Source organism: Pseudomonas sp. URIL14HWK12:I6 (assembly GCF_000514195.1).
GTDB classification, from domain to species: Bacteria; Pseudomonadota; Gammaproteobacteria; order Pseudomonadales; family Pseudomonadaceae; genus Aquipseudomonas; species Aquipseudomonas putida_A.
The window spans coordinates 530,838-551,931 of record NZ_AZVL01000001.1 but is presented as its reverse complement, the minus strand read 5'-3'; the positions used below and the strand labels follow the sequence as shown (position 1 = coordinate 551,931).

Below are 21,094 nucleotides of genomic sequence, written 5' to 3'. Positions count from 1 at the left end.
CTCAATCTACAACCGCGGTGATTCAATTCCTCCGCGGTTGAATGTTTTAGGGCCGCTACGCGCCCCATCGAGGATAAATCCCCTCGCCACAGGTTACTGAAAGGCGCCGCGATTCTGCGCGTTACGCACCGAAACCTGATCATTCAGTGTCCAGAAGTCATACAGCACACCAATAAAGAACAACCCGCCGGTCAGCAGATACAGCAACCCGCTGATCCACTTGCCCTGGTACATCCGGTGCACGCCGAACACGCCCAGGAACGTCAGCAGAATCCACGCCACGTTGTATTCGATCGGCCCTGCGGTGAAACGCAGATCCGCCTCGCGATCCATTGCCGGGATCAGGAACACGTCGATCAGCCAGCCAATGCCCAGCAGACCGAAGGTGAAGAACCAGATCGTCCCGGTCACCGGCTTGCCGTAATAGAAGCGGTGAGCGCCGGTGAAACCAAAAATCCACAGCAGATAACCGATGATTTTGCTGTGCGTATCCTGCGGTGCAGCGACCTGCTGATAGCGGTTCATGAAGACCTCGATTCACACGATAGATAAATTTTCTTTAATTCTTTGTGACTTTTTTACATGTAGCCGACGTACGGCAAATGTTACCGTGTCGTCCGTCAAAGCCTTATAGCACCGGACTTCTGTCCGACAATTGCGTCCGTTTGCCGCTTGTTTGGTTCCGTTACCCTCCGATGGAATCGACCAACGGCCTCGGAAGGGACAAAAAAGCTGTTATAAAGTTGCGCGCTAACACATAAGAGCCACGCCTAATGCGACCATTTTTCAAGACATGGCTAACTATTTGCCTATTAATGCCACTGGCCGCCCACGCCACCAATCGTGAGCAACGTCTTCCCAACGTTAACGGTTTCACCCCTAAATCCCATGCTTCGGCTCCTTCGAGCAAGAGCAGCAAACAAACGAAACACACCACGCTCGCCAGCAAGAATCACGGCAAGCTGGTGCCACCGATGGCCAACAAGGAAAGCAGCAACGTCCTGAGCCGTGCGGTGAACGTCCTCGGTACTCCTTACCGTTGGGGCGGCAGCAGCCCAAGTAAAGGCTTCGACTGCAGCGGGCTGGTGAAATATGCGTTCAACGACGCCACATTCGACCTGCCACGCACTTCCAACGCGATGGCCAGCGGGCATGGCGAGAAAGTCGAACGCAAGGATCTGAAGCCGGGCGACCTGATTTTCTTCAACATCAAGAGCCGTCGGGTCAACCACGTTGCCATCTACCTGGGCAACGACCGCTTCATCCACGCACCACGCCGTGGCAAAGCGGTGAGCATCGATACGCTGAACAAGCCGTACTGGGAACAGCATTACGTAGTTGCCAAGCGTGTGCTGCCGAAAGAACCGGCTGGCAAACAGATGCGTGTGGTTCAGCGCTGAGTCGACTGATCCGGAATCTGCTCAAGCAGTACTGACCCCTTCGCGAGCAAGCCCGCTCCCACATTTGATTTGTGAACGACACAGATCCAATGTGGGAGCGGGCTTGCTCGCGAAGAGGCCAGTGAAAGCAACACAAGCCTCTCTTAAAAATTATCCGGCGTACGCGCCTTTTCCCGCGCATGCTCGCGGCTGATCAAGCCCTTGGTCACCAGTTCCTTCAGGCACATGTCGAGTGTCTGCATCCCCAACGACCCTCCGGTCTGAATCGCCGAATACATCTGCGCCACCTTGTCCTCGCGGATCAGGTTCCGGATCGCCGACGTTCCCAGCATGATCTCGTGCGCGGCCACCCGTCCGCCGCCGATCTTCTTGATCAGCGTCTGCGACACCACGGCCAGCAGCGACTCCGACAGCATCGAACGGACCATGGACTTCTCGTCGCCGGGAAACACATCGACAACACGGTCGATGGTCTTGGCGGCCGACGTCGTGTGCAGCGTGCCGAACACCAGATGCCCGGTCTCAGCGGCAGTCAGTGCGAGGCGAATGGTTTCCAGGTCGCGCATCTCGCCCACCAGAATCACATCCGGGTCTTCGCGCAGCGCCGAGCGCAGCGCCGTGGCGAAGCTGCGGGTATCGCGATGGACTTCGCGCTGATTGATCAGGCATTTGCGCGATTCGTGGACGAATTCGATCGGGTCTTCGATGGTGAGGATATGGTGATGGCGATGGATATTGAGGTAGTCGATCATCGCCGCCAGCGTGGTCGATTTGCCGGACCCGGTCGGCCCGGTCACCAGCACCAGCCCGCGCGGCGCATCGGTGATCTTGCGAAAGACGTCGCCCATGCCGAGGTCCTCCATGCTCAGCACTTTCGAGGGAATGGTGCGGAACACCGCGCCGGCGCCCCGGTTCTGGTTGAACGCGTTGACCCGAAAGCGCGCTACGCCGGGGACTTCGAACGAGAAATCCGTTTCCAGGTGTTTCTCGAAGTCGACCCGCTGGGTGTCATTCATGATGTCGTAGATCAATTCGTGCACTTGCTTGTGATCCAGCGCCGGCAGATTGATCCGCCGCACATCGCCATCGACGCGGATCATCGGCGGCAGACCGGCCGACAGGTGCAGGTCGGAAGCGCCCTGTTTGGCGCTGAACGCCAGCAGTTCAGTGATATCCATAGCGTCCCTCAATTCCAGTAGAATGCCGCGAACCTTCAGACCGCCGGCGCCTCTTGATGTCCACGATAGCAGACAACATTCTTCAGGTTAGTTCGCGTATCCAGGCAGCGGCCAAAGCTGCAAACCGCGATGAACACAGCATCCAGTTGCTGGCCGTGAGCAAGACCAAACCGGCGCAGGACCTGCGTGAAGCCTACGCCGCCGGCCTGCGTGACTTTGGCGAGAACTATCTGCAGGAAGCCCTGGGCAAACAGCTCGAACTGGCCGACCTGCCCTTGATCTGGCACTTCATCGGCCCCATTCAATCGAACAAGACTCGCGCCATCGCCGAGCATTTCGACTGGGTGCACTCCGTGGATCGCCTGAAAATCGCCCAACGCCTGTCCGAGCAGCGCCCGACCGAGCTGCCGCCGCTGAACATCTGCATTCAGGTCAACGTCAGCGGTGAGGCCAGCAAGTCTGGCTGCGCCCCGGCCGACCTGCCAGCGCTGGCCGAGGCCATCAGCGCCCTGCCCCGGTTAAAACTGCGCGGGCTGATGGCGATTCCCGAGCCGACCGAAGATCGCGCCGAACAAGATGCCGCTTTTGCTGCCGTGCAACGTTTGCAGGACAGCCTGAATCTGCCGCTCGACACACTTTCCATGGGCATGAGCCACGACCTCGAATCGGCCATCGCCCAAGGCGCCACTTGGGTGCGGATCGGTACCGCCCTGTTTGGCGCCAGAGATTACGGTCAGCAATGACCGACAGCCATCTGAAAAAGGACCTGACATGAGCAACACACGCATTGCCTTTATCGGTGCCGGCAACATGGCCGCCAGCCTGATTGGCGGCCTGCGGGCCAAGGGTCTGCAAGCCAGCCACATTCGCGCCAGCGATCCGGGCGAAGAGACCCGCCAACGCGTCAGCGCCGAACACGGCATCGAAACCTTCGCCGACAACGCGCAGGCTATTGATGGCGTCGACGTGATCGTGCTGGCGGTCAAGCCACAGGCGATGAAAGCCGTGTGCGAAGCCATCCGTCCCAGCCTGAAGCCGCAGCAACTGGTGGTGTCGATCGCCGCCGGCATCACTTGCGCGAGCATGACTGCGTGGCTTGGCGAGCAGCCGATCGTGCGCTGCATGCCCAACACCCCGGCGCTGTTGCGTCAGGGCGTCAGCGGTCTGTACGCCACCAGCGAAGTGACTGCCGAACAGCGTCAGCAGGCTGAAGAGCTGCTGTCCGCCGTGGGTATCGCGCTGTGGCTTGACGAAGAGCAGCAACTCGATGCGGTGACCGCCGTCTCCGGTTCCGGCCCGGCGTACTTCTTCCTGCTGATCGAAGCGATGACCGCCGCTGGCGTCAAACTCGGCCTGCCAAAGGAAATCGCCGAGCAACTGACCCTGCAAACGGCTCTGGGCGCCGCGCACATGGCGGTATCCAGCGATGTCGACGCTGCCGAACTGCGCCGCCGCGTGACCTCGCCAAATGGCACCACAGAGGCCGCGATCAAATCATTCCAGGCTAACGGCTTCGAAGCCCTGGTAGAAAAAGCACTCGGCGCCGCCGCGCACCGCTCGGCCGAAATGGCCGAACAACTGGGCAAATAAGGAGCCTTACATGATTGGATTGAACACCGCAGCGGTTTACGTGCTGCAAACCCTCGGCAGCCTGTACCTGCTGATCGTGCTGTTGCGCTTCGTCCTGCAACTGGTGCGCGCAAACTTCTACAACCCGCTGTGCCAATTCGTGGTCAAGGCTACCCAGCCGCTGCTCAAGCCGCTGCGCCGGATCATCCCGAGCATCTTCGGTCTGGACATGTCGTCGCTGGTGCTGGCGATTCTGGTGCAACTGGCCCTGATGGCCCTGACCCTGCTGCTGACCTACGGCACCACCGGCAACCCGCTGCAGCTGTTCATCTGGTCGATCATCGGCGTGACCGCGCTGTTCCTGAAGATCTTCTTCTTCGCCCTGATCATCAGCGTGATCCTGTCGTGGGTCGCTCCGGGCAGCCACAACCCGGGCGCTGAACTGGTGAACCAGATCTGCGAGCCGGCGCTGGCACCGTTCCGCAAGATTCTGCCGAACCTCGGCGGTCTGGACCTGTCGCCGATTTTCGCCTTCCTGGCGCTGAAGCTGATCGACATGCTGGTGATCAACAATCTGGCGGCGATGACCATGATGCCGGAAATCCTGCGCCTGCTGATGTGAGCTGGTTTCGCTGGGACGGGGACGACTTGATCCTCGAATGTCATCTGCAACCGGCAGCCCGCAGCGATGATTTCGCCGGGCTGCACGGTGACCGCCTGAAGATCCGCCTCACCGCGCCGCCGGTCGAGGGCAAGGCCAATGCGTATCTGATGGGCTTTCTGGCCAAGGCGTTTGGGGTTTCCAAAAGCCAGGTCAGTTTGCTCAGCGGCGAGTTGAACCGGCAGAAACGGGTGAAGATCTGTTCGCCGAAGAAGCTGCCGGAGTTGCCTGATCTGGCGCGTCCAGCCTGATCCACCGAGTTGCCCCATTCGCGAGCAGGCTCGCTCCCACACTGGAATGCAATCCCCTGTGGGAGCGAGCCTGCTCGCGAATGGCTGCACCTCGGTCCAGAGCGAAGACATCTGAGCCCCAACGTTGCTTGCCGCTAACCCCCCCGGTCTTTAGACTTACGCCTCATTTCAACGAGAGCAGGGTCGATGCCAGCTGCCTTTCCCCCCGATTCTGTTGGTCTGGTGACGCCGCAAACGGCGCACTTCAGTGAACCTCTGGCTCTGGCCTGTGGCCGTTCGCTGCCTGCCTACGACCTGATCTACGAAACCTACGGCACGCTGAACGCACAGGCGAGCAACGCCGTGCTGATCTGCCACGCGTTGTCCGGGCACCACCATGCCGCCGGCTATCACAGCGCCGAAGACCGCAAGCCCGGTTGGTGGGACAGTTGCATCGGCCCGGGCAAACCGATCGACACCAACAAGTTCTTCGTGGTCAGCCTGAACAATCTGGGCGGCTGCAACGGCTCCACCGGCCCGAGCAGTATCAACCCGGAGACCGGCAAGCCGTTCGGCGCGGACTTCCCGGTGCTCACCGTGGAAGACTGGGTGCACAGTCAGGCGCGTCTGGCGGACCTGCTCGGCATTCGTCAGTTCGCCGCCGTCATCGGCGGCAGCCTGGGCGGCATGCAGGCGCTGCAGTGGACCATCACCTACCCGGATCGCGTGCGCCACTGCCTGGCCATCGCCTCGGCCCCCAAGCTGTCGGCGCAGAACATCGCCTTCAACGAAGTGGCGCGCCAGGCGATCCTCACCGACCCGGAGTTCCACGGTGGTTCGTTCCAGGAACAAGGTGTGATCCCCAAGCGCGGGCTGATGCTGGCGCGGATGGTCGGACACATCACCTACCTGTCCGACGACTCCATGGGCGAGAAATTCGGCCGTGGCCTGAAGAGTGAAAAGCTCAACTACGACTTCCACAGCGTCGAGTTCCAGGTCGAAAGCTACCTGCGCTATCAGGGTGAAGAGTTTTCCGGGCGTTTCGACGCCAATACCTATCTGTTGATGACCAAGGCACTGGACTACTTCGATCCGGCGGCGAACTTCGACGATAACCTGGCGAAAACTTTCGAAAACGCCACCGCCAAGTTCTGCGTGATGTCGTTCACCACCGACTGGCGCTTCTCCCCGGCCCGCTCGCGGGAGCTGGTGGACGCGCTGATGGCGGCACGCAAAGACGTCAGCTATCTGGAAATCGACGCGCCACAGGGCCACGACGCCTTCCTGATTCCGATCCCGCGCTATTTGCAGGCGTTCGGCAATTACATGAACCGAATTACGGTGTGAACAAGCCATGAGAGCTGATCTGGAAATCATCCAGGAATGGATCCCCGCTGGCAGCCGCGTGCTCGACCTCGGTTGCGGCGACGGCGAACTGCTGACCTGGCTGCGCGACAACAAGAACGTCACCGGTTATGGCCTGGAAAACGACGCCGACAACATCGCCGAGTGCGTGGCCAAGGGCATCAACGTCATCGAGCAGGATCTGGACAAGGGGCTGGGCAACTTCGCCAGCAACAGTTTCGACATCGTCGTCATGACCCAGGCCCTGCAAGCCGTGCATTACCCGGACAAGATCCTCGACGAGATGCTGCGGGTCGGTCGTCAGTGCATCATCACCTTCCCCAACTTCGGTCACTGGCGCTGCCGCTGGTACCTGGCGAGCAAGGGCCGGATGCCGGTGTCGGAATTTCTGCCGTACACCTGGTACAACACGCCGAACATTCACTTCTGTACCTTCGAAGACTTTGAAGAACTTTGTCGCGAACGTGATGCGAAGGTCATTGATCGGCTTGCCGTGGATCAACAGCACCGTCACGGGTGGGCCAGTAAGCTATGGCCTAATCTGTTAGGTGAGATTGGTATCTACCGCGTCAGCAGCCCGGTGCTTGCAGATCATCGGGTCGCGGTCTGAACCACGACATTTCGAGGAGAACGATCATGGGTCGCTTGATTACTGTGCTATTGGCCGCCTGCCTGAGTCTGTCGGCGGTGGCCGCCGATGCCATCAAGGGCGAACGCAAGGAAGTGTTCGGCGACGTTACCGTGCACTACAACACTTTCAACTCGACCTTCCTGACACCCGACATCGCCAAAGCAGCCGAGCTGATCCGCAGCAAGAACCAGGGCGTGATCAATGTCTCGGTGATCAAGGACGGCAAACCGCTGATCGCCAACGTCACCGGCACGGTCAAAGACCTGACCAGCCAGAGCGTGCCGCTGAACTTCCGCCAGGTCACCGAACAGGGCGCGATCTACTACATCGCCCAGTACCCGGTGGAGCAGCAGGAAACCCGCACCTTTGAAATCAAGGTGCAGAACGGTGACAAGATCAACACCATCAACTTCAACCAAGAACTCTTTCCCGGCGAATGATGAACCTCACGCAACTCGTACTGGCCAGCCATAACGCCGGCAAACTCAAGGAACTCCAGGCCATGCTCGGCGACTCGGTGCAACTGCGCTCGATCGGCGAATGGAGCAAGGTCGAACCGGAGGAAACCGGTCTGTCGTTCGTCGAGAACGCGATCCTCAAGGCGCGCAATGCCGCGCGCATCTCCGGCCTGCCGGCGCTGGCCGACGATTCCGGTCTGGCGGTGGATTTCCTCGGCGGTGCACCGGGCATCTACTCGGCGCGCTATGCCGACGGCAAGGGCGATGCGGCGAACAACGCCAAACTGCTCAAGGCCCTCAAAGACGTGCCGCAAGCCGAGCGCGGCGCGCAGTTCGTCTGCGTGCTGGCACTGGTGCGGCATGCCGATGATCCGCTGCCGATCCTCTGCGAAGGCCTGTGGCACGGGCGCATCCTGACCGCCGCCAGCGGCGAGCACGGTTTCGGCTACGACCCGCTGTTCTGGGTGCCGGAGCGAAACGTGTCCAGCGCCGAACTGAGCCCGGCCGACAAGAACCAGATCAGCCACCGCGCCCGTGCAATGGATCTGCTGCGCCAGCGTCTGGGCCTGAAATGACCGACAGCCACCCCGCGTCGTCGCTGATCATCGGCGGCGCCGCCTCTTCGCCTCGGGCGCCGCTGCCTACGCTGCCGCCTCTGGCGCTGTACATCCACATCCCGTGGTGTGTGCGCAAATGCCCGTATTGCGATTTCAACTCGCACACCGCCAGCCCGGTGCTACCGGAAGAGGAATACGTCGACGCGTTGCTGGCCGATCTCGATCAGGACCTGCACGCGGTGTATGGCCGTGAAATCAGTTCGATCTTCTTCGGTGGCGGTACGCCGAGCCTGTTCAGCGCGCAAGCCCTCGGGCGCTTGCTCAAAGGCGTCGAGCAGCGCATCCCGTTCGCCCACGACATCGAGATCACCCTGGAAGCCAATCCCGGCACCTTCGAGCAAGAGAAGTTCGTTGCGTATCGCAAGCTCGGGATCAATCGCCTGTCGATCGGCATTCAGAGCTTCCAGCAGCAGAAACTCGAAGCCCTCGGACGTATCCACAACGGCGACGAAGCGGTGCGCGCGGCCGGTATGGCGCGTCAGGCCGGGTTCGATAACTTCAACCTCGACTTGATGCACGGCTTGCCCGATCAGTCGCTGGAAGATGCCTTGAGCGACCTGCGTCAGGCCATCGAACTGCAACCGACGCACATCTCCTGGTATCAGCTGACACTGGAGCCGAACACGGTGTTCTGGAACCAGCCGCCGGTGCTGCCGGAAGACGACACGCTGTGGGACATTCAAGAAGCCGGGCAAGCGCTGCTCGCCGCGCACGGTTACGCGCAATACGAAGTCTCGGCCTATGCCCAGCCCGGGCGGCCGGCGCGGCACAACCTCAATTACTGGAGTTTCGGCGACTTCATCGGCATCGGTGCTGGCGCCCACGGCAAGCTCAGTCATCCGGACGGGCGCATTGTGCGCACCTGGAAGACGCGCTTGCCGAAGGACTATCTCAACCCGGCCAAGAGTTTCCAGGCCGGCGAGAAAGCCCTGAGCAATGACGAGATGCCGTTCGAGTTCCTGATGAACGCCCTGCGCCTGACTGCCGGGGTGGAATCACGCCTGTATCCCGAACGCACCGGCCTGCCGCTGGAAAGTCTCGCCGAACACCGCCGCGAGGCCGAACAAAGTGGCCTGATGCAGGTCGAACCGTCACGTCTGGCGGCCACCGAGCGCGGACAACTGTTTCTCAACGACTTGCTGCAGAAATTTCTGAGCTGAGCCCTAACGGCCGCCCCAAGGAAAACCGCATGGATTTGATACTCGATCTGCTCGCCACCGTGTCCCGCTGGAGCCGCAGCAACCTCTCGGAAATCGCCCTGGCGCTGGTGGGCTGCCTGCTGGTGCTGTTCGGCGCCGACTTCAAGGGCTGGGTCGAGCAGCGTCTGGGCAGCATCGCCGGCGCCCTGCGCGTACCACTGATGGCCCTGCTGTGCGTGATCGGCAGCGGCGCCGCGCTGATCTATGCGACGCCGTGGGTGGTCAAGGGCCTGAGCCAGTTCAACAACTACAGCCTGGCGCCGGTGCTGCTGGTGGTGCTGGTGCTTATCGGCGTAGTCGCTGACCGCCGCTGAATCCTCTGACACCCCAAAACAACTGTGGGAGCGGGCTTGCTCGCGAAGGCGTCGTATCAGTCAACATCAACGTTGAATGATTCACCGCTTTCGCGAGCAAGCCCGCTCCCACATTGGGTTTGCGTGATGTTTAAGCGATTTTCTCGAACTTCAGATCCCACACGCCATGCCCAAGACGTTCGCCGCGGCGTTCGAACTTGGTGATCGGCCGTTCGGCCGGGCGTGGTACGCATTTGCCGTCTTCGGCGAGGTTGCGGTAGCCCGGGGCGACGTTCATCACTTCCAGCATGTACTCGGCGTACGGCTCCCAGTCGGTGGCCATGTGCAGGATGCCGCCAACCTTCAGCTTGCTGCGCACCAGTTCGGCGAAGGACGCCTGAACGATACGACGCTTGTGGTGACGGCTCTTGTGCCATGGATCCGGGAAGAACAGCATCAGGCGATCGAGGCTGTTGTCGGCGATGCAGCGGTTGAGCACTTCAATCGCGTCGCAATCGTAGACCCGCAGGTTGGTCAGGCCCTGAGTCAGCACGCCGTTGAGCAGCGCGCCGACACCCGGACGGTGCACTTCAACACCGATGAAGTCCTGATCCGGCGCCGCCGCAGCCATTTCCAACAGCGAGTGGCCCATGCCGAAACCGATCTCCAGCGAGCGCGGTGCCGAACGGCCGAACACTTGATCGTAATCCACCGGCGCGTCGGCCAGCGGCAGCACGTACAGCGGCGCGCCCTGGTCCAGACCCCGTTGCTGGCCTTCGGTCATGCGCCCGGCGCGCATCACGAAGCTCTTGATGCGGCGGTGTTGGCGCTCGTCGCCCTCTTCCGTCTGGATAGGCGTGTCGTTCGATTCAGTCATCAATGGCTCTTACTTGATCAGACCATCCAGCGGCGAAGAGGCGCTGGCATAGAGTTTTTTCGGCATGCGGCCGGCGAGGTAGGCCAAGCGGCCTGCGACGATCGCGTGTTGCATGGCTTGGGCCATCATCACCGGTTGCTGAGCATGGGCGATGGCCGAGTTCATCAGCACCGCGTCACAGCCCAGTTCCATGGCGATGGTGGCGTCGGAGGCGGTACCGACACCGGCATCCACCAGCACCGGAATCTTGGCTTCTTCGAGGATGATCTGCAGGTTGTACGGGTTGCAGATCCCCAGACCGGAACCGATCAGACCGGCCAGCGGCATGACCGCTATGCAGCCGATTTCCGCCAGTTGGCGAGCGATGATCGGGTCATCACTGGTGTAAACCATCACGTCGAAGCCTTCCTTGACCAGCGTTTCGGCGGCCTTGAGGGTTTCGATCACGTTGGGGAACAGGGTTTTCTGGTCGGCCAGCACTTCCAGCTTCACCAGGTTGTGACCATCGAGCAGCTCACGGGCCAGGCGGCAGGTGCGCACGGCCTCGATAGCGTCGTAGCAACCGGCGGTGTTCGGCAGGAAGGTGTAGCGATCGGGCGACAGCACTTCGAGCAGGTTCGGCTCGCCTTCGATCTGGCCGAGGTTGGTACGGCGCACGGCGAAGGTGACGATCTCGGCACCCGAGGCTTCGATGGCCTGACGGGTTTCTTCCATGTCACGGTACTTGCCGGTACCGACCAGCAAACGCGACTGGTAAGTACGACCGGCCAGAACAAAAGGCTTGTCGCTGCGAACGATGCTCATGGGGAATCCTCTTTAGGGGTGAGGGTCTTGCAGAATTCTGTGCCCTTGCGGGCCGGCGATCAGCCGCCGCCGATGGCGTGCACCACTTCGACGTTGTCGCCGTCGTTGAGCACGGTGTCGGCATGCTGGCTGCGCGGGACGATATCCAGATTGAGTTCGACTGCCACCCGGCGACCGGTCAGGTCCATACGGGCAATCAGGGCCGCAACGGTTTCACCGTCGGGCAGTTCAAGGGATTCGCCGTTCAACTGAATGCGCATGCGCCTGGCCGCCATCATTTTTAGGGGGTGGCATTCTAGCCCGATCATGACCTAAAGGTCAGCACCAAGCGTCAAGCGGTTTACTGCAGGCGCCAGGCGGCAAGTCCAAGACACAGCCAGCCAACCAGAAACGCCAGACCGCCGAACGGAGTGATGATGCCGAGCTTGCTGATACCTGTGGTGGTCAGCACATACAGGCTCCCGGAGAACAGCAGAATGCCGACGGCGAACGAAATACCCGCCCAGGTCACCAGCCGCCCCTGAATCTGCGTGGCCAGCAGCGCCACGCCGAACAGTGCCAGGGTGTGCACCAGTTGATAGGTCACGCCGGTGTGGAAAATCGCCAGATACTCGGGGGTCAGGCGGCTCTTCAGGCCATGCGCGGCGAAGGCGCCCAGGCCCACACCGGTAAAACCAAAGAAAGCGGCCAGCATCAGAAAGCCACGCAGCATGTGGAACTCCAGTCAGACTCGTTCGGCAGGGTCTGTATAATGGCCCGCTCTATCGGTTCGGCCAAGCCATCTCTATGCTGCGTTCACTTTTGCGTCGTCTCACGAAGGCCCTGCTCTGGTTCGCGGGCGGCAGTGTATTGCTGGTGTTGCTGTTTCGCTTCGTGCCGCCGCCGGGCACGGCGCTGATGGTCGAGCGCAAGGTCGAATCCTGGGTCGACGGCGAGCCGATTGACCTGCAGCGCACCTGGAAACCGTGGGACGAGATCTCCGACGATCTCAAGGTCGCAGTCATGGCCGGCGAAGACCAGAAATTTCCCGAGCACTGGGGCTTTGACTTCGGCGCGATTCAGGCTGCGCTGGCCCACAACGAACTCGGCGGTTCGATTCGCGGTGCCAGCACCCTGAGCCAGCAAGTGTCGAAGAACCTGTTTCTGTGGTCCGGTCGCAGCTATCTGCGCAAAGGCCTGGAAGCCTGGTTTACCGCACTGATCGAGGTGTTGTGGCCCAAGCAGCGGATTCTTGAGGTTTACCTGAACAGCGTCGAGTGGGATGACGGGGTGTTTGGTGCCGAAGCCGCAGCACGCCATCACTTTGGTGTCAGCGCCAAGTCACTGTCGCGTCAGCAGGCGAGTTATCTGGCGGCGGTGCTGCCTAACCCGCGAGTGTGGAGCGCCAGCCATCCGACGGCCTATGTATCGCGCCGGGCCGGGTGGATTCGCCAGCAGATGAGCCAGTTGGGCGGGACCAGCTATCTGCTAGGGCTTGATGATTCGCGTCGGGCGCCTTGGGCGCAATAGCAGGCCACATTCATCCAAACCCTGAAAATCCCATGTGGGAGCGAGCCTGCTCGCGAAAGCGGTGTGCCAGCTTGCATTGATGTCACTGATAAACCGCATTCGCGAGCAGGCTCGCTCCCACAGGGATTTGTGTTGAAACAGAAATGAAAACGCCCCGATCATCGCTGATCGGGGCGTTTTTTATTGCCTGAGCGCCGGTTATGCGGCGATCGACAATTTGAGCTTGTTCATCGCGCTCTTCTCGAGCTGACGGATTCGCTCGGCCGACACGTTGTACTTCTGCGCCAGGTCGTGCAGCGTGGCTTTCTCTTCTGCCAGCCAGCGCTGGTAGAGGATGTCGCGGCTACGTTCGTCCAGCACTTCCAGCGCTTCGTGCAGGTTGTGGTTGGAGTTGTCGCTCCAGTCGGCATCTTCCAGTTGACGCGCCGGGTCGTACCGGTGGTCTTCCAGGTAGTTGGCCGGCGACTGAAAAGCGCTGTCGTCGTCAGCTTCTGCAGCCGGGTCGAAGGCCATGTCATGGCCAGTCAGGCGACTTTCCATCTCGCGCACTTCACGTGGTTCGACGCCAAGGCTTTCCGCCACACGGTGGACTTCCTCGTTGTTCAGCCACGCCAGACGTTTCTTCTGGCTGCGCAGGTTGAAGAACAGCTTGCGCTGGGCCTTGGTGGTCGCGACCTTCACAATGCGCCAGTTGCGCAGGATGAACTCGTGAATTTCCGCCTTGATCCAGTGCACGGCGAACGACACCAGACGCACACCCATTTCCGGGTTGAAGCGTTTTACCGCCTTCATCAGACCGACGTTGCCTTCCTGGATCAGGTCAGCCTGAGCCAGACCGTAGCCGGAATAGCTACGGGCAATGTGTACGACAAATCGCAGGTGGGCGAGCACCATCTGCCGAGCCGCCCCCAAATCCTGCTCATAGTAGAGACTCTCGGCCAGTTCACGCTCCTGCTCCGGCGTCAGCAATGGAATGCTGTTGACGGTGTGCACATAGGCTTCCAGGTTCGCACCCGGAACCAACGCGTACGCAGGTTGCAAAGAATTGGTCATGCGAAAAAACCTCCCACTTACATACTCGTGCCTCTCGGCACTGCGAAAAATTGACCGGGAATTCAAGTACAAGTTCCCAAAAAAACCGCAAGGTCAATCACGCGCAAAAAAGATTCTACTTCGGCGCCAGCTCCCTGAGATGACGTGCGACTGCAATCCATGCACCGATATAACCCAACAGCACCGCGCCAAGCAAGAGCGACAGACCGTCGGCAACTGGCACTCCGGCCAGCGCGAAATCACTGCCGTACAAGCCGGCCAGTCCAACCACCGCGTCGTTCAGCCAGTTCAGGCCGAACGCCAGCACACCCCAGGACAGAACCCCCGCACCGAAGCCATACAACGCGCCCATATAAAGGAAGGGGCGACGTACATAGCTGTCAGTGCCGCCGACGAGTTTAATCACTTCTATCTCTGTGCGGCGGTTTTCAATATGAAGACGAATGGTATTGCCTATCACCAAAAGTAATGCAGACACCAAAAGCACCGTCAGACCGAAGACAAAACGGTCACCAAGCTTGAGGATGGCGGCCAGACGCTCGACCCAGACTAGATCAAGTTGCGCCTGTTGTACCTTCGGCAGCTCGGAAAGTTTTTGTCTTAATGCTTCCAGAGTCGGCTTGTCGACCTCGTTCGGGGTCACCAGCACCACGCCCGGCAGCGGGTTCTCCGGCAGCTCGCGCAGGGCTTCGCCCAGACCGGACTGCTGCTGAAACTCTTCCAGCGCCTGATCACGACCGACATATTCGGCATCAGCGACGCCGGGCATGCCTTTGATCTGCTCGCGCAACGATTCACCCTGCGCGGGCGTGGCATCCAGCTGCAGGTACAGCGAAATCTGCGCCGCACGCTGCCACGAACCGCCGAGACGCTCGACGTTGTTGATCAGCAGTGACAAGCCCATCGGCAGGCTCAGCGCCACAGCCATCACCATGCAGGTGAAGAAGCTGCCGATCGGCTGCTTGCCGAGGCGCCGCAGGCTGTCGAGCAGGCTGGCACGGTGACTTTCGATCCACGAACGCAACAGCGTGGAAAAGTCCGGGCCGTCGTCATCGTCGTGTTTTTTCTTCTTTGGCGGTTGCGGGTCGGCGGCTTTCGGGGCCACGCGCTCGGATACCTTCGGACTGCGTGTCGCACTCATACGCCGGCCTCCCCGTCGCCGATCAGTCGGCCGCGTTGCAGGGTCAGCATGCGGTGGCGCATGCGCGCAATCAGCGCCAGGTCGTGACTGGCGATCAGCACGCTGGTGCCCAGGCGGTTGATGTCTTCGAACACGCCCATGATCTCGGCCGCCAGACGCGGGTCGAGGTTACCGGTCGGTTCGTCCGCCAGCAGCAGGGCTGGACGGTGGACGATGGCGCGGGCGATGCCGACGCGCTGTTGCTGACCGGTGGACAGGTCGCCCGGGTACAGATCGGTTTTATCCGACAACGCCACGCGCTCCAGCGCCGAATCGACGCGCTTGGCGATTTCGGCCTTGGACAAGCCGAGAATCTGCAGCGGCAGCGCGACGTTGTTGAACACCGTGCGATCGAACAGCAACTGGTGATTCTGGAACACCACGCCGATCTGCCGACGCAGAAACGGAATCTGCGCGTTGCTGATGGTGCTCAGGTCCTGCCCGGCCAGCAGCAGTTTGCCGCTGGTCGGACGCTCCATCGCCAGCAACAGGCGCAACAGCGTGGACTTACCGGCACCGGAGTGACCGGTGACAAACAGAAACTCGCCACGACGCACTCGAAAGCTCAGCTCATGCAAGCCGACGTGACCGTTCGGGTAGCGTTTACCGACCTGTTCGAAACGAATCATGAACGCTCCCGTTCGGCAAACAGTGCCTGGACAAAGGGTTCGGCTTCAAAGGTACGCAGATCGTCGATGCCTTCACCGACGCCGATGTAGCGGATCGGCAGGCCAAACTGCTTGGCCAGGGCGAAAATCACCCCGCCCTTGGCGGTACCGTCAAGCTTGGTCAGCGCCAGGCCGGTCAGTTCGACGGTCTGGTTGAATTGCTTGGCCTGGTTGATCGCGTTCTGACCGGTGCCGGCATCAAGTACCAGCAGCACTTCGTGCGGTGCGTCGGCGTCGAGCTTGCCGATCACCCGGCGAACTTTCTTCAGCTCTTCCATCAGGTTGTCTTTGGTGTGCAGACGACCGGCGGTGTCGGCGATCAACACGTCGATGCCACGGGCCTTGGCGGCCTGCACGGCGTCGAAGATCACCGAAGCAGAGTCGGCGCCGGTGTGCTGGGCGATCACCGGGATCTTGTTGCGCTCGCCCCAGACCTGCAGCTGCTCAACGGCAGCGGCGCGGAAGGTGTCACCGGCGGCGAGCATGACTTTCTTGCCTTCCAGTTGCAGCTTCTTCGCCAGTTTGCCGATGGTGGTGGTCTTGCCAGCGCCATTGACGCCGACCACCAGAATCACGAACGGCTTGTTCTGCGAGGCAATTTTCAGCGGCTGCTCGACCGGCTTGAGCATCGCCGCCAGCTCGGCCTGCAACGACTTGTACAGCGCGTCGGCGTCGGCCAGCTCTTTACGTGCGACCTTCTGGGTCAGACGCTGAATGATCTGCGTAGTGGCTTCGACACCGACGTCGGCGGTCAGCAGACGGGTTTCCAGCTCATCGAGCAAATCGTCATCAATGGTTTTACGGCCGAGAAACAGGCTGGCCATGCCCTCGCCGATGCTGGCGCTGGTTTTCGACAGACCTTGCTTGAGGCGGGCGAAGAAGCCGACTTTGGTTTCTTCGCTGCGCGGGGCTTCCACTGGCGTTTCAGCAACCACGTCTACCGGCACCACCGGAGCAGCGACGACCGGTGCAGGTGCAGGTGCAGGCTCGGGCTGCTGCACGACCGGCGCAACAGGGGCAACGAACACCGGGGCCTCTGGCTCGGGAACAACCGGAGCAGGCTCGACAACCGGCTCAACCAATGGCGCCTGAGCGACTTCAGGGACGAACGCGGCAGGTGCAGGAATCGGCGGCGTCACATGCGGCGCAGCCTCTTCGACCAAGGCCACCGGCTCTTCCGCCACCGGCAAGGTCAGCCACGGCTCGGCCGCCGGAGTCAGTGGCAGCTCGGCCGCTACCGGGGTTTCAGGTTCTGGCTCGGGCTCGACCGGTTGCAGCACCGGCTCGGCAATCGGCAGCACGATCGGCGCCGGTTCTTCTTCTATAGCAGGCGCTGGCGTCGGAGCCGGTTCAGGAATCGCGGGCGGCTGTTCGACGACGGGTTCCTGCGGTTTCTTACGCAGCCATCCGAACAGGCTTTTCTTCTCGCCAGCCGCAGCTGGGGTCTTCTTGTCGTCGTTGGAACCAAACATGGAGGACGGCTATCTCACGGTAGCGACGCGCCATAAGGGCGCCCCGGCAAATAAATATTCGATGCAGAACAGACTGTGTTTCATCCAGCTTGTTCACGCGCAACATTTTGTCGAGGCGCCAGCGGCACCCCAAAGATTCGTATTAACGAAGGACTAAACCGGCAAAATCGGCGAAAAAGCGAAGTCTAGTCGATAAACCGCAGCTTTCTGCCGCCAACCTATACAACCGCATCAGGCCTGAAAACCTGATAGGCGTGGTCGCCGGTAAAACGGATCAGTATCCTAGCACCCTCTCGCCCGCCGACGCTAAGACCAAGCGGGCAGCCCAACAGGTTAAAAAACGAATGAATGCTCTAGCCCGCCGCGCTGCAGGCCTGCTGCTCAGCACAGTCTGCCTGCCCCTTTCGGCCCTGGCGGCCGACCCGCAACCGACCCACGAATTCACCCTCGACAATGGCCTGAAGGTCGTCGTGCGCGAAGACCATCGCGCGCCGGTGGTGGTGTCGCAGGTCTGGTACAAGGTCGGTTCCAGCTACGAAACTCCGGGCCAGACCGGCCTGTCCCACGCGCTTGAGCACATGATGTTCAAGGGCAGCGAGAAAGTCGGTCCCGGCGAAGCCTCGCTGATCCTGCGCGACCTGGGCGCCGAAGAAAACGCCTTCACCAGCGACGATTTCACCGCTTATTACCAAGTGCTGGCCCGCGACCGTCTGGGCGTAGCGTTCGAACTGGAAGCCGACCGCATGGCCAATCTGCGCCTGCCGGCTGAGGAGTTCGCCAAGGAAATCGAAGTCATCAAGGAAGAGCGTCGCCTGCGCACTGACGATAAGCCGATGTCCAAGGCTTACGAGCGTTACAAGGCGATGGCTTACCCGGCCAGCGGCTACCACACACCGACCATCGGCTGGATGGCCGACCTGGACCGGATGAAGGTCGAAGAGCTGCGCCACTGGTATCAGTCCTGGTATGTGCCAAACAACGCCACGCTGGTAGTGGTCGGCGACGTCACCCCCGATGAAGTGAAGACCCTCGCCCAACGCTACTTCGGGCCGATTGCCAAGCGCGACGTGCCACCGGCGAAGAAACCGCTGGAACTGGCCGAGCCGGGTGAGCGCCAGATCACCCTGCATGTGCAGACCCAACTTCCCAGCCTGATGCTCGGCTTCAACGTGCCAAGCATTGCCACTGCTGAAGACAAGCGCTCGGTCAACGCCCTGCGCCTGATCTCGGCGCTGCTCGACGGCGGCTACAGCGGGCGCATCCCGACGCAACTGGAGCGCGGCGAAGAGTTGGTCTCGGGCGGTTCGTCGAGCTACGACGCCTACACCCGTGGCGACAGCCTGTTCACCCTGTCGGCGACGCCGAACACCCAGAAGAAAAAGACCATGGCGCAAGCTGAAGCCGGTCTGTGGAAACTGCTGGAACAGCTGAAAACCACCGCACCGTCCGCCGAAGAACTCGAGCGCGTGCGGGCACAAGTGATTGCCGGTCTGGTGTTCGAACGTGATTCGATCACCAGTCAGGCCACCGCCATCGGCCAACTGGAAACGGTCGGGCTGTCGTGGAAGTTGATGGACACCGAACTCGCCGACCTGGAAAGCGTGACCCCGCAAGACATCCAGAACGCCGCCAAGCTGTATTTCACCCGCGAACGTCTCAGCGTCGCCCATGTCCTGCCACTGGAGACGACTCATGAGTGAGCGCAAATCCCCACGCCTGTTGCTCGGCCTGATCGCCGTGGCGGTCATCGGCTCCGCCGCGTTCTATCTGATGCCCGGTGTCAAAACCGGCGCCAGCGAAGCACTGGACAACGCCAAGACCACCCAGAAGCTGCAATCGCTGGCCGAACTCGATGGCAAGGCCCCGGCCAGCCGCAAGCTCGACGTGCAGACCTGGAACACCGCCGAAGGCGCCAAGGTGCTGTTCGTCGAAGCCCATGAGCTGCCGATGTTCGATATGCGCCTGATCTTCGCCGCCGGCAGCAGTCAGGACGGCAATGCACCGGGTCTGGCAGTCCTGACCAACGCCATGCTCAACGAAGGCGTGGCCGGCAAGGACGTCGGCGCCATCGCCCAAGGTTTCGAAGGCCTCGGTGCGGATTTCGGCAACGGCGCCTACAAGGACATGGCGCTGGCTTCGCTGCGCAGCCTGAGTGCCGCCGAGCAACGTGAACCGGCGCTGAAGCTGTTCTCCGAAGTGGTGGGCAAACCGACCTTTCCGGCCGACTCCTTCGCGCGCATCAAGAACCAGATGCTCGCCGGTTTCGAATACCAGAAACAGAACCCCGGCAAACTCGCCAGCCTCGAGCTGATGAAGCGTTTGTACGGCGATCACCCATACGCGCACTCCAGTGACGGCAATGCGCAGAGCGTGCCGAAGATCACTCTGGCGCAACTGCGTGAATTCCACGCCAAGGCCTACGCGGCCGGCAACGTGGTGATCGCGCTGGTCGGTGACTTGTCTCGCGCCGAAGCCGAGGCGATTGCCAATCAGGTCTCCGGCGCCCTGCCTAAAGGCCCGGCGCTGACGAAAATCGCCCAGCCGCAGGAACCGAAAGCCAGCGTCAATCACATCGAGTTCCCGTCGAAGCAGACCAACCTGCTGCTCGCGCAGCTGGGCATCGACCGTAACGACCCGGATTACGCGGCGCTGTCGATGGGCAACCAGATCCTCGGTGGCGGCGGTTTCGGCACCCGCCTGATGAGCGAAGTGCGCGAGAAGCGTGGCCTGACCTACGGCGTGTACTCGGGTTTCAGCCCGATGCAGGCTCGCGGCCCGTTCATGATCAACCTGCAAACCCGCGCGGAAATGAGCGAAGGCACGCTGAAACTGGTGCAGGACGTGCTCGCCGATTATCTGAAGACCGGCCCGACCCAGAAAGAACTCGACGACGCCAAGCGCGAGCTGGCCGGCAGCTTCCCGCTGTCCACCGCAAGCAACGCCGATATCGTCGGCCAACTGGGCGCCATGGGCTTCTATAATCTGCCGTTGAGCTATCTGGACGACTTCATGCGTCAGTCCCAGAGCCTGACTGTCGAGCAGGTCAAAGACGCGATGAACAAACACCTGAGCACGGACAAACTGGTCATCGTCAGCGCTGGCCCGACCGTGCCGCAAAAGCCGTTACCGGCCCCATCTGATAAACCCGCCGAGCAACCGCTCGGGGTTCCGGAGCATTAATGGCTACTCGTCCTAAAAAACCTGCGCAGAACGTTCACAACGGCGTGAACCAGTTGCGCATCATCGGCGGCGAATGGCGCAGCCGTAAACTGAGCTTCCCCGATGCACCCGGCCTGCGCCCGACACCGGATCGCGTGCGTGAGACCCTGTTCAACTGGCTCGCACCGTATGTGGCCGGGGCCAAGGTGCTGGACCCGTTCGCCGGCAGCGGCGCGCTGTTTCTTGAAGCACTGTCGCGTGGCGCGGCCATGGGTCAGGCGCTGGATGCCAGCCACGTTGCTGTTTCGAGCCTGAAAGAACACCTCGGTACCCTGCGCTGCACCAATGGTCAGGTGCAGACCGCCGATGCGCTGCGCTATCTGGAAACCCAGGTCGCCACGCCGTTTGATCTGGTGTTCCTCGATCCGCCGTTCAACCAGAACCTGCTTCCGGCCGTCTGCACCCTGCTGGAAGAGCGCCAATGGCTGGCGCCGGATTCGTGGATCTACACTGAAAGCGAGACCGCGCCTTCGACGCTGGGTCTGCCGGGCAACTGGCGCCTGCACCGCGAGCAGAAATCCGGGCGGGTGTACTACGCGTTGTGGCAACGTATGGCAGAGATCGCCGGTTAACTGAAAGTTTGCGCTAAATCTGTGGCGAGGGAGCTTGCTCCCGCTGGGGCGCGTAGCGGCCCCTTTTTTAGCAGCGAGGCCTGCTGCGCAGTCCAGCGGGAGCAAGCTCCCTCGCCACAAAAGCGTGCGTACTCTGCCC

The 21,094-nt window shown here is 61.2% G+C and carries 25 protein-coding genes and 1 pseudogene; 16 read left to right on the top strand and 10 right to left on the bottom strand.

The window, feature by feature from the left end; translation table 11 throughout:
* Positions 1 to 93: 93 nt before the first annotated feature.
* Positions 94 to 525, bottom strand: coding sequence for a TM2 domain-containing protein (locus H043_RS0102555; RefSeq protein WP_007964113.1), 432 nt, complete (start codon positions 523 to 525; stop codon positions 94 to 96).
* Positions 526 to 773: 248 nt separating this feature from the next.
* Between H043_RS0102555 and H043_RS0102550 the strand changes: the two genes are divergently transcribed.
* A complete protein-coding gene (locus tag H043_RS0102550) occupies positions 774 to 1,400 on the top strand; it encodes a C40 family peptidase (protein WP_003229112.1) in 627 nt (208 codons plus the stop codon).
* Positions 1,401 to 1,543: 143 nt separating this feature from the next.
* Here the strand turns inward: H043_RS0102550 and H043_RS0102545 are convergent, their stop codons facing one another.
* Entirely contained in the window at positions 1,544 to 2,578 is a 1,035-nt protein-coding gene (locus tag H043_RS0102545; RefSeq protein WP_027610581.1) for a type IV pilus twitching motility protein PilT, read from the bottom strand.
* A 56-nt stretch (positions 2,579 to 2,634) separates the two neighbouring features.
* Here H043_RS0102545 and H043_RS0102540 point away from each other — a divergent pair, with 56 nt between their 5' ends.
* The 11 genes and pseudogenes from H043_RS0102540 to H043_RS30605 all read left to right on the top strand — a co-directional run.
* Complete coding sequence (locus H043_RS0102540) at positions 2,635 to 3,321, top strand: YggS family pyridoxal phosphate-dependent enzyme (protein WP_027610580.1); 687 nt, start codon at positions 2,635 to 2,637, stop codon at positions 3,319 to 3,321.
* 28 nt (positions 3,322 to 3,349) lie between these two features.
* Positions 3,350 to 4,168, top strand: coding sequence for a pyrroline-5-carboxylate reductase (gene proC / locus H043_RS0102535; RefSeq protein ID WP_027610579.1), 819 nt, complete (start codon positions 3,350 to 3,352; stop codon positions 4,166 to 4,168).
* A 10-nt stretch (positions 4,169 to 4,178) separates the two neighbouring features.
* The gene (locus tag H043_RS0102530; RefSeq protein WP_027610578.1) at positions 4,179 to 4,769 is read left to right on the top strand and encodes a YggT family protein; all 591 of its coding nucleotides are present in this window, start codon (positions 4,179 to 4,181) and stop codon (positions 4,767 to 4,769) included.
* On the top strand, positions 4,766 to 5,059 hold the full coding sequence (locus tag H043_RS0102525) for a DUF167 domain-containing protein (protein WP_027610577.1): 294 nt from the start codon (positions 4,766 to 4,768) through the stop codon (positions 5,057 to 5,059). Before H043_RS0102530 ends, H043_RS0102525 begins: the two co-directional genes overlap by 4 nt.
* A 186-nt stretch (positions 5,060 to 5,245) precedes the next feature.
* Positions 5,246 to 6,385: a homoserine O-acetyltransferase gene (locus H043_RS0102520; protein WP_027610576.1), complete on the top strand. Its 1,140-nt coding sequence runs from the start codon at positions 5,246 to 5,248 to the stop codon at positions 6,383 to 6,385.
* 7 nt (positions 6,386 to 6,392) lie between these two features.
* Positions 6,393 to 7,013, top strand: coding sequence for a methionine biosynthesis protein MetW (gene metW, locus H043_RS0102515; protein ID WP_003229126.1), 621 nt, complete (start codon positions 6,393 to 6,395; stop codon positions 7,011 to 7,013).
* 26 nt (positions 7,014 to 7,039) lie between these two features.
* Entirely contained in the window at positions 7,040 to 7,474 is a 435-nt protein-coding gene (locus H043_RS0102510; protein ID WP_027610575.1) for a DUF4426 domain-containing protein, read from the top strand.
* Positions 7,471 to 8,067: an RdgB/HAM1 family non-canonical purine NTP pyrophosphatase gene (rdgB, locus tag H043_RS0102505; RefSeq protein WP_027610574.1), complete on the top strand. Its 597-nt coding sequence runs from the start codon at positions 7,471 to 7,473 to the stop codon at positions 8,065 to 8,067. The genes H043_RS0102510 and rdgB overlap by 4 nt, the downstream gene beginning before the upstream one ends.
* Positions 8,064 to 9,269 (top strand): radical SAM family heme chaperone HemW, encoded by a 1,206-nt coding sequence (gene hemW, locus H043_RS0102500; protein ID WP_027610573.1) that lies wholly within the window; start codon positions 8,064 to 8,066, stop codon positions 9,267 to 9,269. The genes rdgB and hemW overlap by 4 nt, the downstream gene beginning before the upstream one ends.
* Positions 9,270 to 9,298: 29 nt before the next feature.
* Entirely contained in the window at positions 9,299 to 9,622 is a 324-nt protein-coding gene (locus H043_RS0102495; protein WP_003229134.1) for a DUF3392 domain-containing protein, read from the top strand.
* A gap of 24 nt (positions 9,623 to 9,646) precedes the next feature.
* Positions 9,647 to 9,733, top strand: a pseudogene (locus tag H043_RS30605) (metal ABC transporter ATP-binding protein); the annotation flags it as partial.
* Between the two features lie 19 nt (positions 9,734 to 9,752).
* Here the strand turns inward: H043_RS30605 and trmB are convergent.
* The 4 genes from trmB to H043_RS0102475 all read right to left on the bottom strand — a co-directional run bounded on the left by trmB (position 9,753) and on the right by H043_RS0102475 (position 11,994).
* Positions 9,753 to 10,478 (bottom strand): tRNA (guanosine(46)-N7)-methyltransferase TrmB, encoded by a 726-nt coding sequence (gene trmB, locus H043_RS0102490; RefSeq protein WP_027610572.1) that lies wholly within the window; start codon positions 10,476 to 10,478, stop codon positions 9,753 to 9,755.
* Positions 10,479 to 10,487: 9 nt separating this feature from the next.
* A complete protein-coding gene (locus H043_RS0102485) occupies positions 10,488 to 11,282 on the bottom strand; it encodes a thiazole synthase (protein ID WP_007964131.1) in 795 nt (264 codons plus the stop codon).
* A gap of 59 nt (positions 11,283 to 11,341) precedes the next feature.
* On the bottom strand, positions 11,342 to 11,542 hold the full coding sequence (gene thiS / locus H043_RS0102480; RefSeq protein ID WP_027610571.1) for a sulfur carrier protein ThiS: 201 nt from the start codon (positions 11,540 to 11,542) through the stop codon (positions 11,342 to 11,344).
* An 80-nt stretch (positions 11,543 to 11,622) separates the two neighbouring features.
* Positions 11,623 to 11,994, bottom strand: a complete 372-nt coding sequence (locus H043_RS0102475) for a DUF423 domain-containing protein (RefSeq protein WP_003229144.1) — start codon at positions 11,992 to 11,994, stop codon at positions 11,623 to 11,625.
* 74 nt (positions 11,995 to 12,068) lie between these two features.
* On the opposite strand from H043_RS0102475, the gene mtgA reads away from it, so the two are divergent.
* The gene (gene mtgA, locus H043_RS0102470) at positions 12,069 to 12,791 is read left to right on the top strand and encodes a monofunctional biosynthetic peptidoglycan transglycosylase (protein ID WP_027610570.1); all 723 of its coding nucleotides are present in this window, start codon (positions 12,069 to 12,071) and stop codon (positions 12,789 to 12,791) included.
* 198 nt (positions 12,792 to 12,989) lie between these two features.
* Here the strand turns inward: mtgA and rpoH are convergent, their stop codons facing one another.
* The 4 genes from rpoH to ftsY all read right to left on the bottom strand — a co-directional run bounded on the left by rpoH (position 12,990) and on the right by ftsY (position 17,164).
* Positions 12,990 to 13,844, bottom strand: a complete 855-nt coding sequence (gene rpoH / locus H043_RS0102465) for an RNA polymerase sigma factor RpoH (protein WP_003229146.1) — start codon at positions 13,842 to 13,844, stop codon at positions 12,990 to 12,992.
* Between the two features lie 115 nt (positions 13,845 to 13,959).
* Positions 13,960 to 14,985 (bottom strand): permease-like cell division protein FtsX, encoded by a 1,026-nt coding sequence (gene ftsX / locus H043_RS0102460; RefSeq protein ID WP_007964135.1) that lies wholly within the window; start codon positions 14,983 to 14,985, stop codon positions 13,960 to 13,962.
* On the bottom strand, positions 14,982 to 15,653 hold the full coding sequence (gene ftsE / locus H043_RS0102455) for a cell division ATP-binding protein FtsE (RefSeq protein ID WP_003229148.1): 672 nt from the start codon (positions 15,651 to 15,653) through the stop codon (positions 14,982 to 14,984). The genes ftsX and ftsE overlap by 4 nt, the downstream gene beginning before the upstream one ends.
* Entirely contained in the window at positions 15,650 to 17,164 is a 1,515-nt protein-coding gene (ftsY, locus tag H043_RS0102450; protein WP_027610569.1) for a signal recognition particle-docking protein FtsY, read from the bottom strand. Before ftsY ends, ftsE begins: the two co-directional genes overlap by 4 nt.
* A gap of 344 nt (positions 17,165 to 17,508) precedes the next feature.
* Here ftsY and H043_RS0102440 point away from each other — a divergent pair, with 344 nt between their 5' ends.
* From H043_RS0102440 to rsmD, 3 genes are read left to right on the top strand one after another with little or no spacing between them, the layout of a single operon-like run.
* On the top strand, positions 17,509 to 18,864 hold the full coding sequence (locus H043_RS0102440) for a pitrilysin family protein (protein WP_027610568.1): 1,356 nt from the start codon (positions 17,509 to 17,511) through the stop codon (positions 18,862 to 18,864).
* On the top strand, positions 18,857 to 20,344 hold the full coding sequence (locus H043_RS0102435; RefSeq protein WP_027610567.1) for a pitrilysin family protein: 1,488 nt from the start codon (positions 18,857 to 18,859) through the stop codon (positions 20,342 to 20,344). The genes H043_RS0102440 and H043_RS0102435 overlap by 8 nt, the downstream gene beginning before the upstream one ends.
* Positions 20,344 to 20,955: a 16S rRNA (guanine(966)-N(2))-methyltransferase RsmD gene (gene rsmD / locus H043_RS0102430; protein ID WP_027610566.1), complete on the top strand. Its 612-nt coding sequence runs from the start codon at positions 20,344 to 20,346 to the stop codon at positions 20,953 to 20,955. Before H043_RS0102435 ends, rsmD begins: the two co-directional genes overlap by 1 nt.
* Positions 20,956 to 21,094 lie beyond the last annotated feature (139 nt).

What these genes read in the sequence shown, in the direction of transcription:
- H043_RS0102555 (WP_007964113.1), bottom strand. Translation starts at nt 525, where the DNA reads ATGAACCGCTATCAGCAGGTCGCTGCACCGCAGGATACGCACAGCAAA.
- H043_RS0102550 (WP_003229112.1), top strand. Translation starts at nt 774, where the DNA reads ATGCGACCATTTTTCAAGACATGGCTAACTATTTGCCTATTAATGCCA.
- H043_RS0102545 (WP_027610581.1), bottom strand. Translation starts at nt 2,578, where the DNA reads ATGGATATCACTGAACTGCTGGCGTTCAGCGCCAAACAGGGCGCTTCC.
- H043_RS0102540 (WP_027610580.1), top strand. Translation starts at nt 2,635, where the DNA reads ATGTCCACGATAGCAGACAACATTCTTCAGGTTAGTTCGCGTATCCAG.
- proC (WP_027610579.1), top strand. Translation starts at nt 3,350, where the DNA reads ATGAGCAACACACGCATTGCCTTTATCGGTGCCGGCAACATGGCCGCC.
- H043_RS0102530 (WP_027610578.1), top strand. Translation starts at nt 4,179, where the DNA reads ATGATTGGATTGAACACCGCAGCGGTTTACGTGCTGCAAACCCTCGGC.
- H043_RS0102520 (WP_027610576.1), top strand. Translation starts at nt 5,246, where the DNA reads ATGCCAGCTGCCTTTCCCCCCGATTCTGTTGGTCTGGTGACGCCGCAA.
- metW (WP_003229126.1), top strand. Translation starts at nt 6,393, where the DNA reads ATGAGAGCTGATCTGGAAATCATCCAGGAATGGATCCCCGCTGGCAGC.
- H043_RS0102510 (WP_027610575.1), top strand. Translation starts at nt 7,040, where the DNA reads ATGGGTCGCTTGATTACTGTGCTATTGGCCGCCTGCCTGAGTCTGTCG.
- rdgB (WP_027610574.1), top strand. Translation starts at nt 7,471, where the DNA reads ATGATGAACCTCACGCAACTCGTACTGGCCAGCCATAACGCCGGCAAA.
- hemW (WP_027610573.1), top strand. Translation starts at nt 8,064, where the DNA reads ATGACCGACAGCCACCCCGCGTCGTCGCTGATCATCGGCGGCGCCGCC.
- H043_RS0102495 (WP_003229134.1), top strand. Translation starts at nt 9,299, where the DNA reads ATGGATTTGATACTCGATCTGCTCGCCACCGTGTCCCGCTGGAGCCGC.
- trmB (WP_027610572.1), bottom strand. Translation starts at nt 10,478, where the DNA reads ATGACTGAATCGAACGACACGCCTATCCAGACGGAAGAGGGCGACGAG.
- H043_RS0102485 (WP_007964131.1), bottom strand. Translation starts at nt 11,282, where the DNA reads ATGAGCATCGTTCGCAGCGACAAGCCTTTTGTTCTGGCCGGTCGTACT.
- thiS (WP_027610571.1), bottom strand. Translation starts at nt 11,542, where the DNA reads ATGCGCATTCAGTTGAACGGCGAATCCCTTGAACTGCCCGACGGTGAA.
- H043_RS0102475 (WP_003229144.1), bottom strand. Translation starts at nt 11,994, where the DNA reads ATGCTGCGTGGCTTTCTGATGCTGGCCGCTTTCTTTGGTTTTACCGGT.
- mtgA (WP_027610570.1), top strand. Translation starts at nt 12,069, where the DNA reads ATGCTGCGTTCACTTTTGCGTCGTCTCACGAAGGCCCTGCTCTGGTTC.
- rpoH (WP_003229146.1), bottom strand. Translation starts at nt 13,844, where the DNA reads ATGACCAATTCTTTGCAACCTGCGTACGCGTTGGTTCCGGGTGCGAAC.
- ftsX (WP_007964135.1), bottom strand. Translation starts at nt 14,985, where the DNA reads ATGAGTGCGACACGCAGTCCGAAGGTATCCGAGCGCGTGGCCCCGAAA.
- ftsE (WP_003229148.1), bottom strand. Translation starts at nt 15,653, where the DNA reads ATGATTCGTTTCGAACAGGTCGGTAAACGCTACCCGAACGGTCACGTC.
- ftsY (WP_027610569.1), bottom strand. Translation starts at nt 17,164, where the DNA reads ATGTTTGGTTCCAACGACGACAAGAAGACCCCAGCTGCGGCTGGCGAG.
- H043_RS0102440 (WP_027610568.1), top strand. Translation starts at nt 17,509, where the DNA reads ATGAATGCTCTAGCCCGCCGCGCTGCAGGCCTGCTGCTCAGCACAGTC.
- H043_RS0102435 (WP_027610567.1), top strand. Translation starts at nt 18,857, where the DNA reads ATGAGTGAGCGCAAATCCCCACGCCTGTTGCTCGGCCTGATCGCCGTG.
- rsmD (WP_027610566.1), top strand. Translation starts at nt 20,344, where the DNA reads ATGGCTACTCGTCCTAAAAAACCTGCGCAGAACGTTCACAACGGCGTG.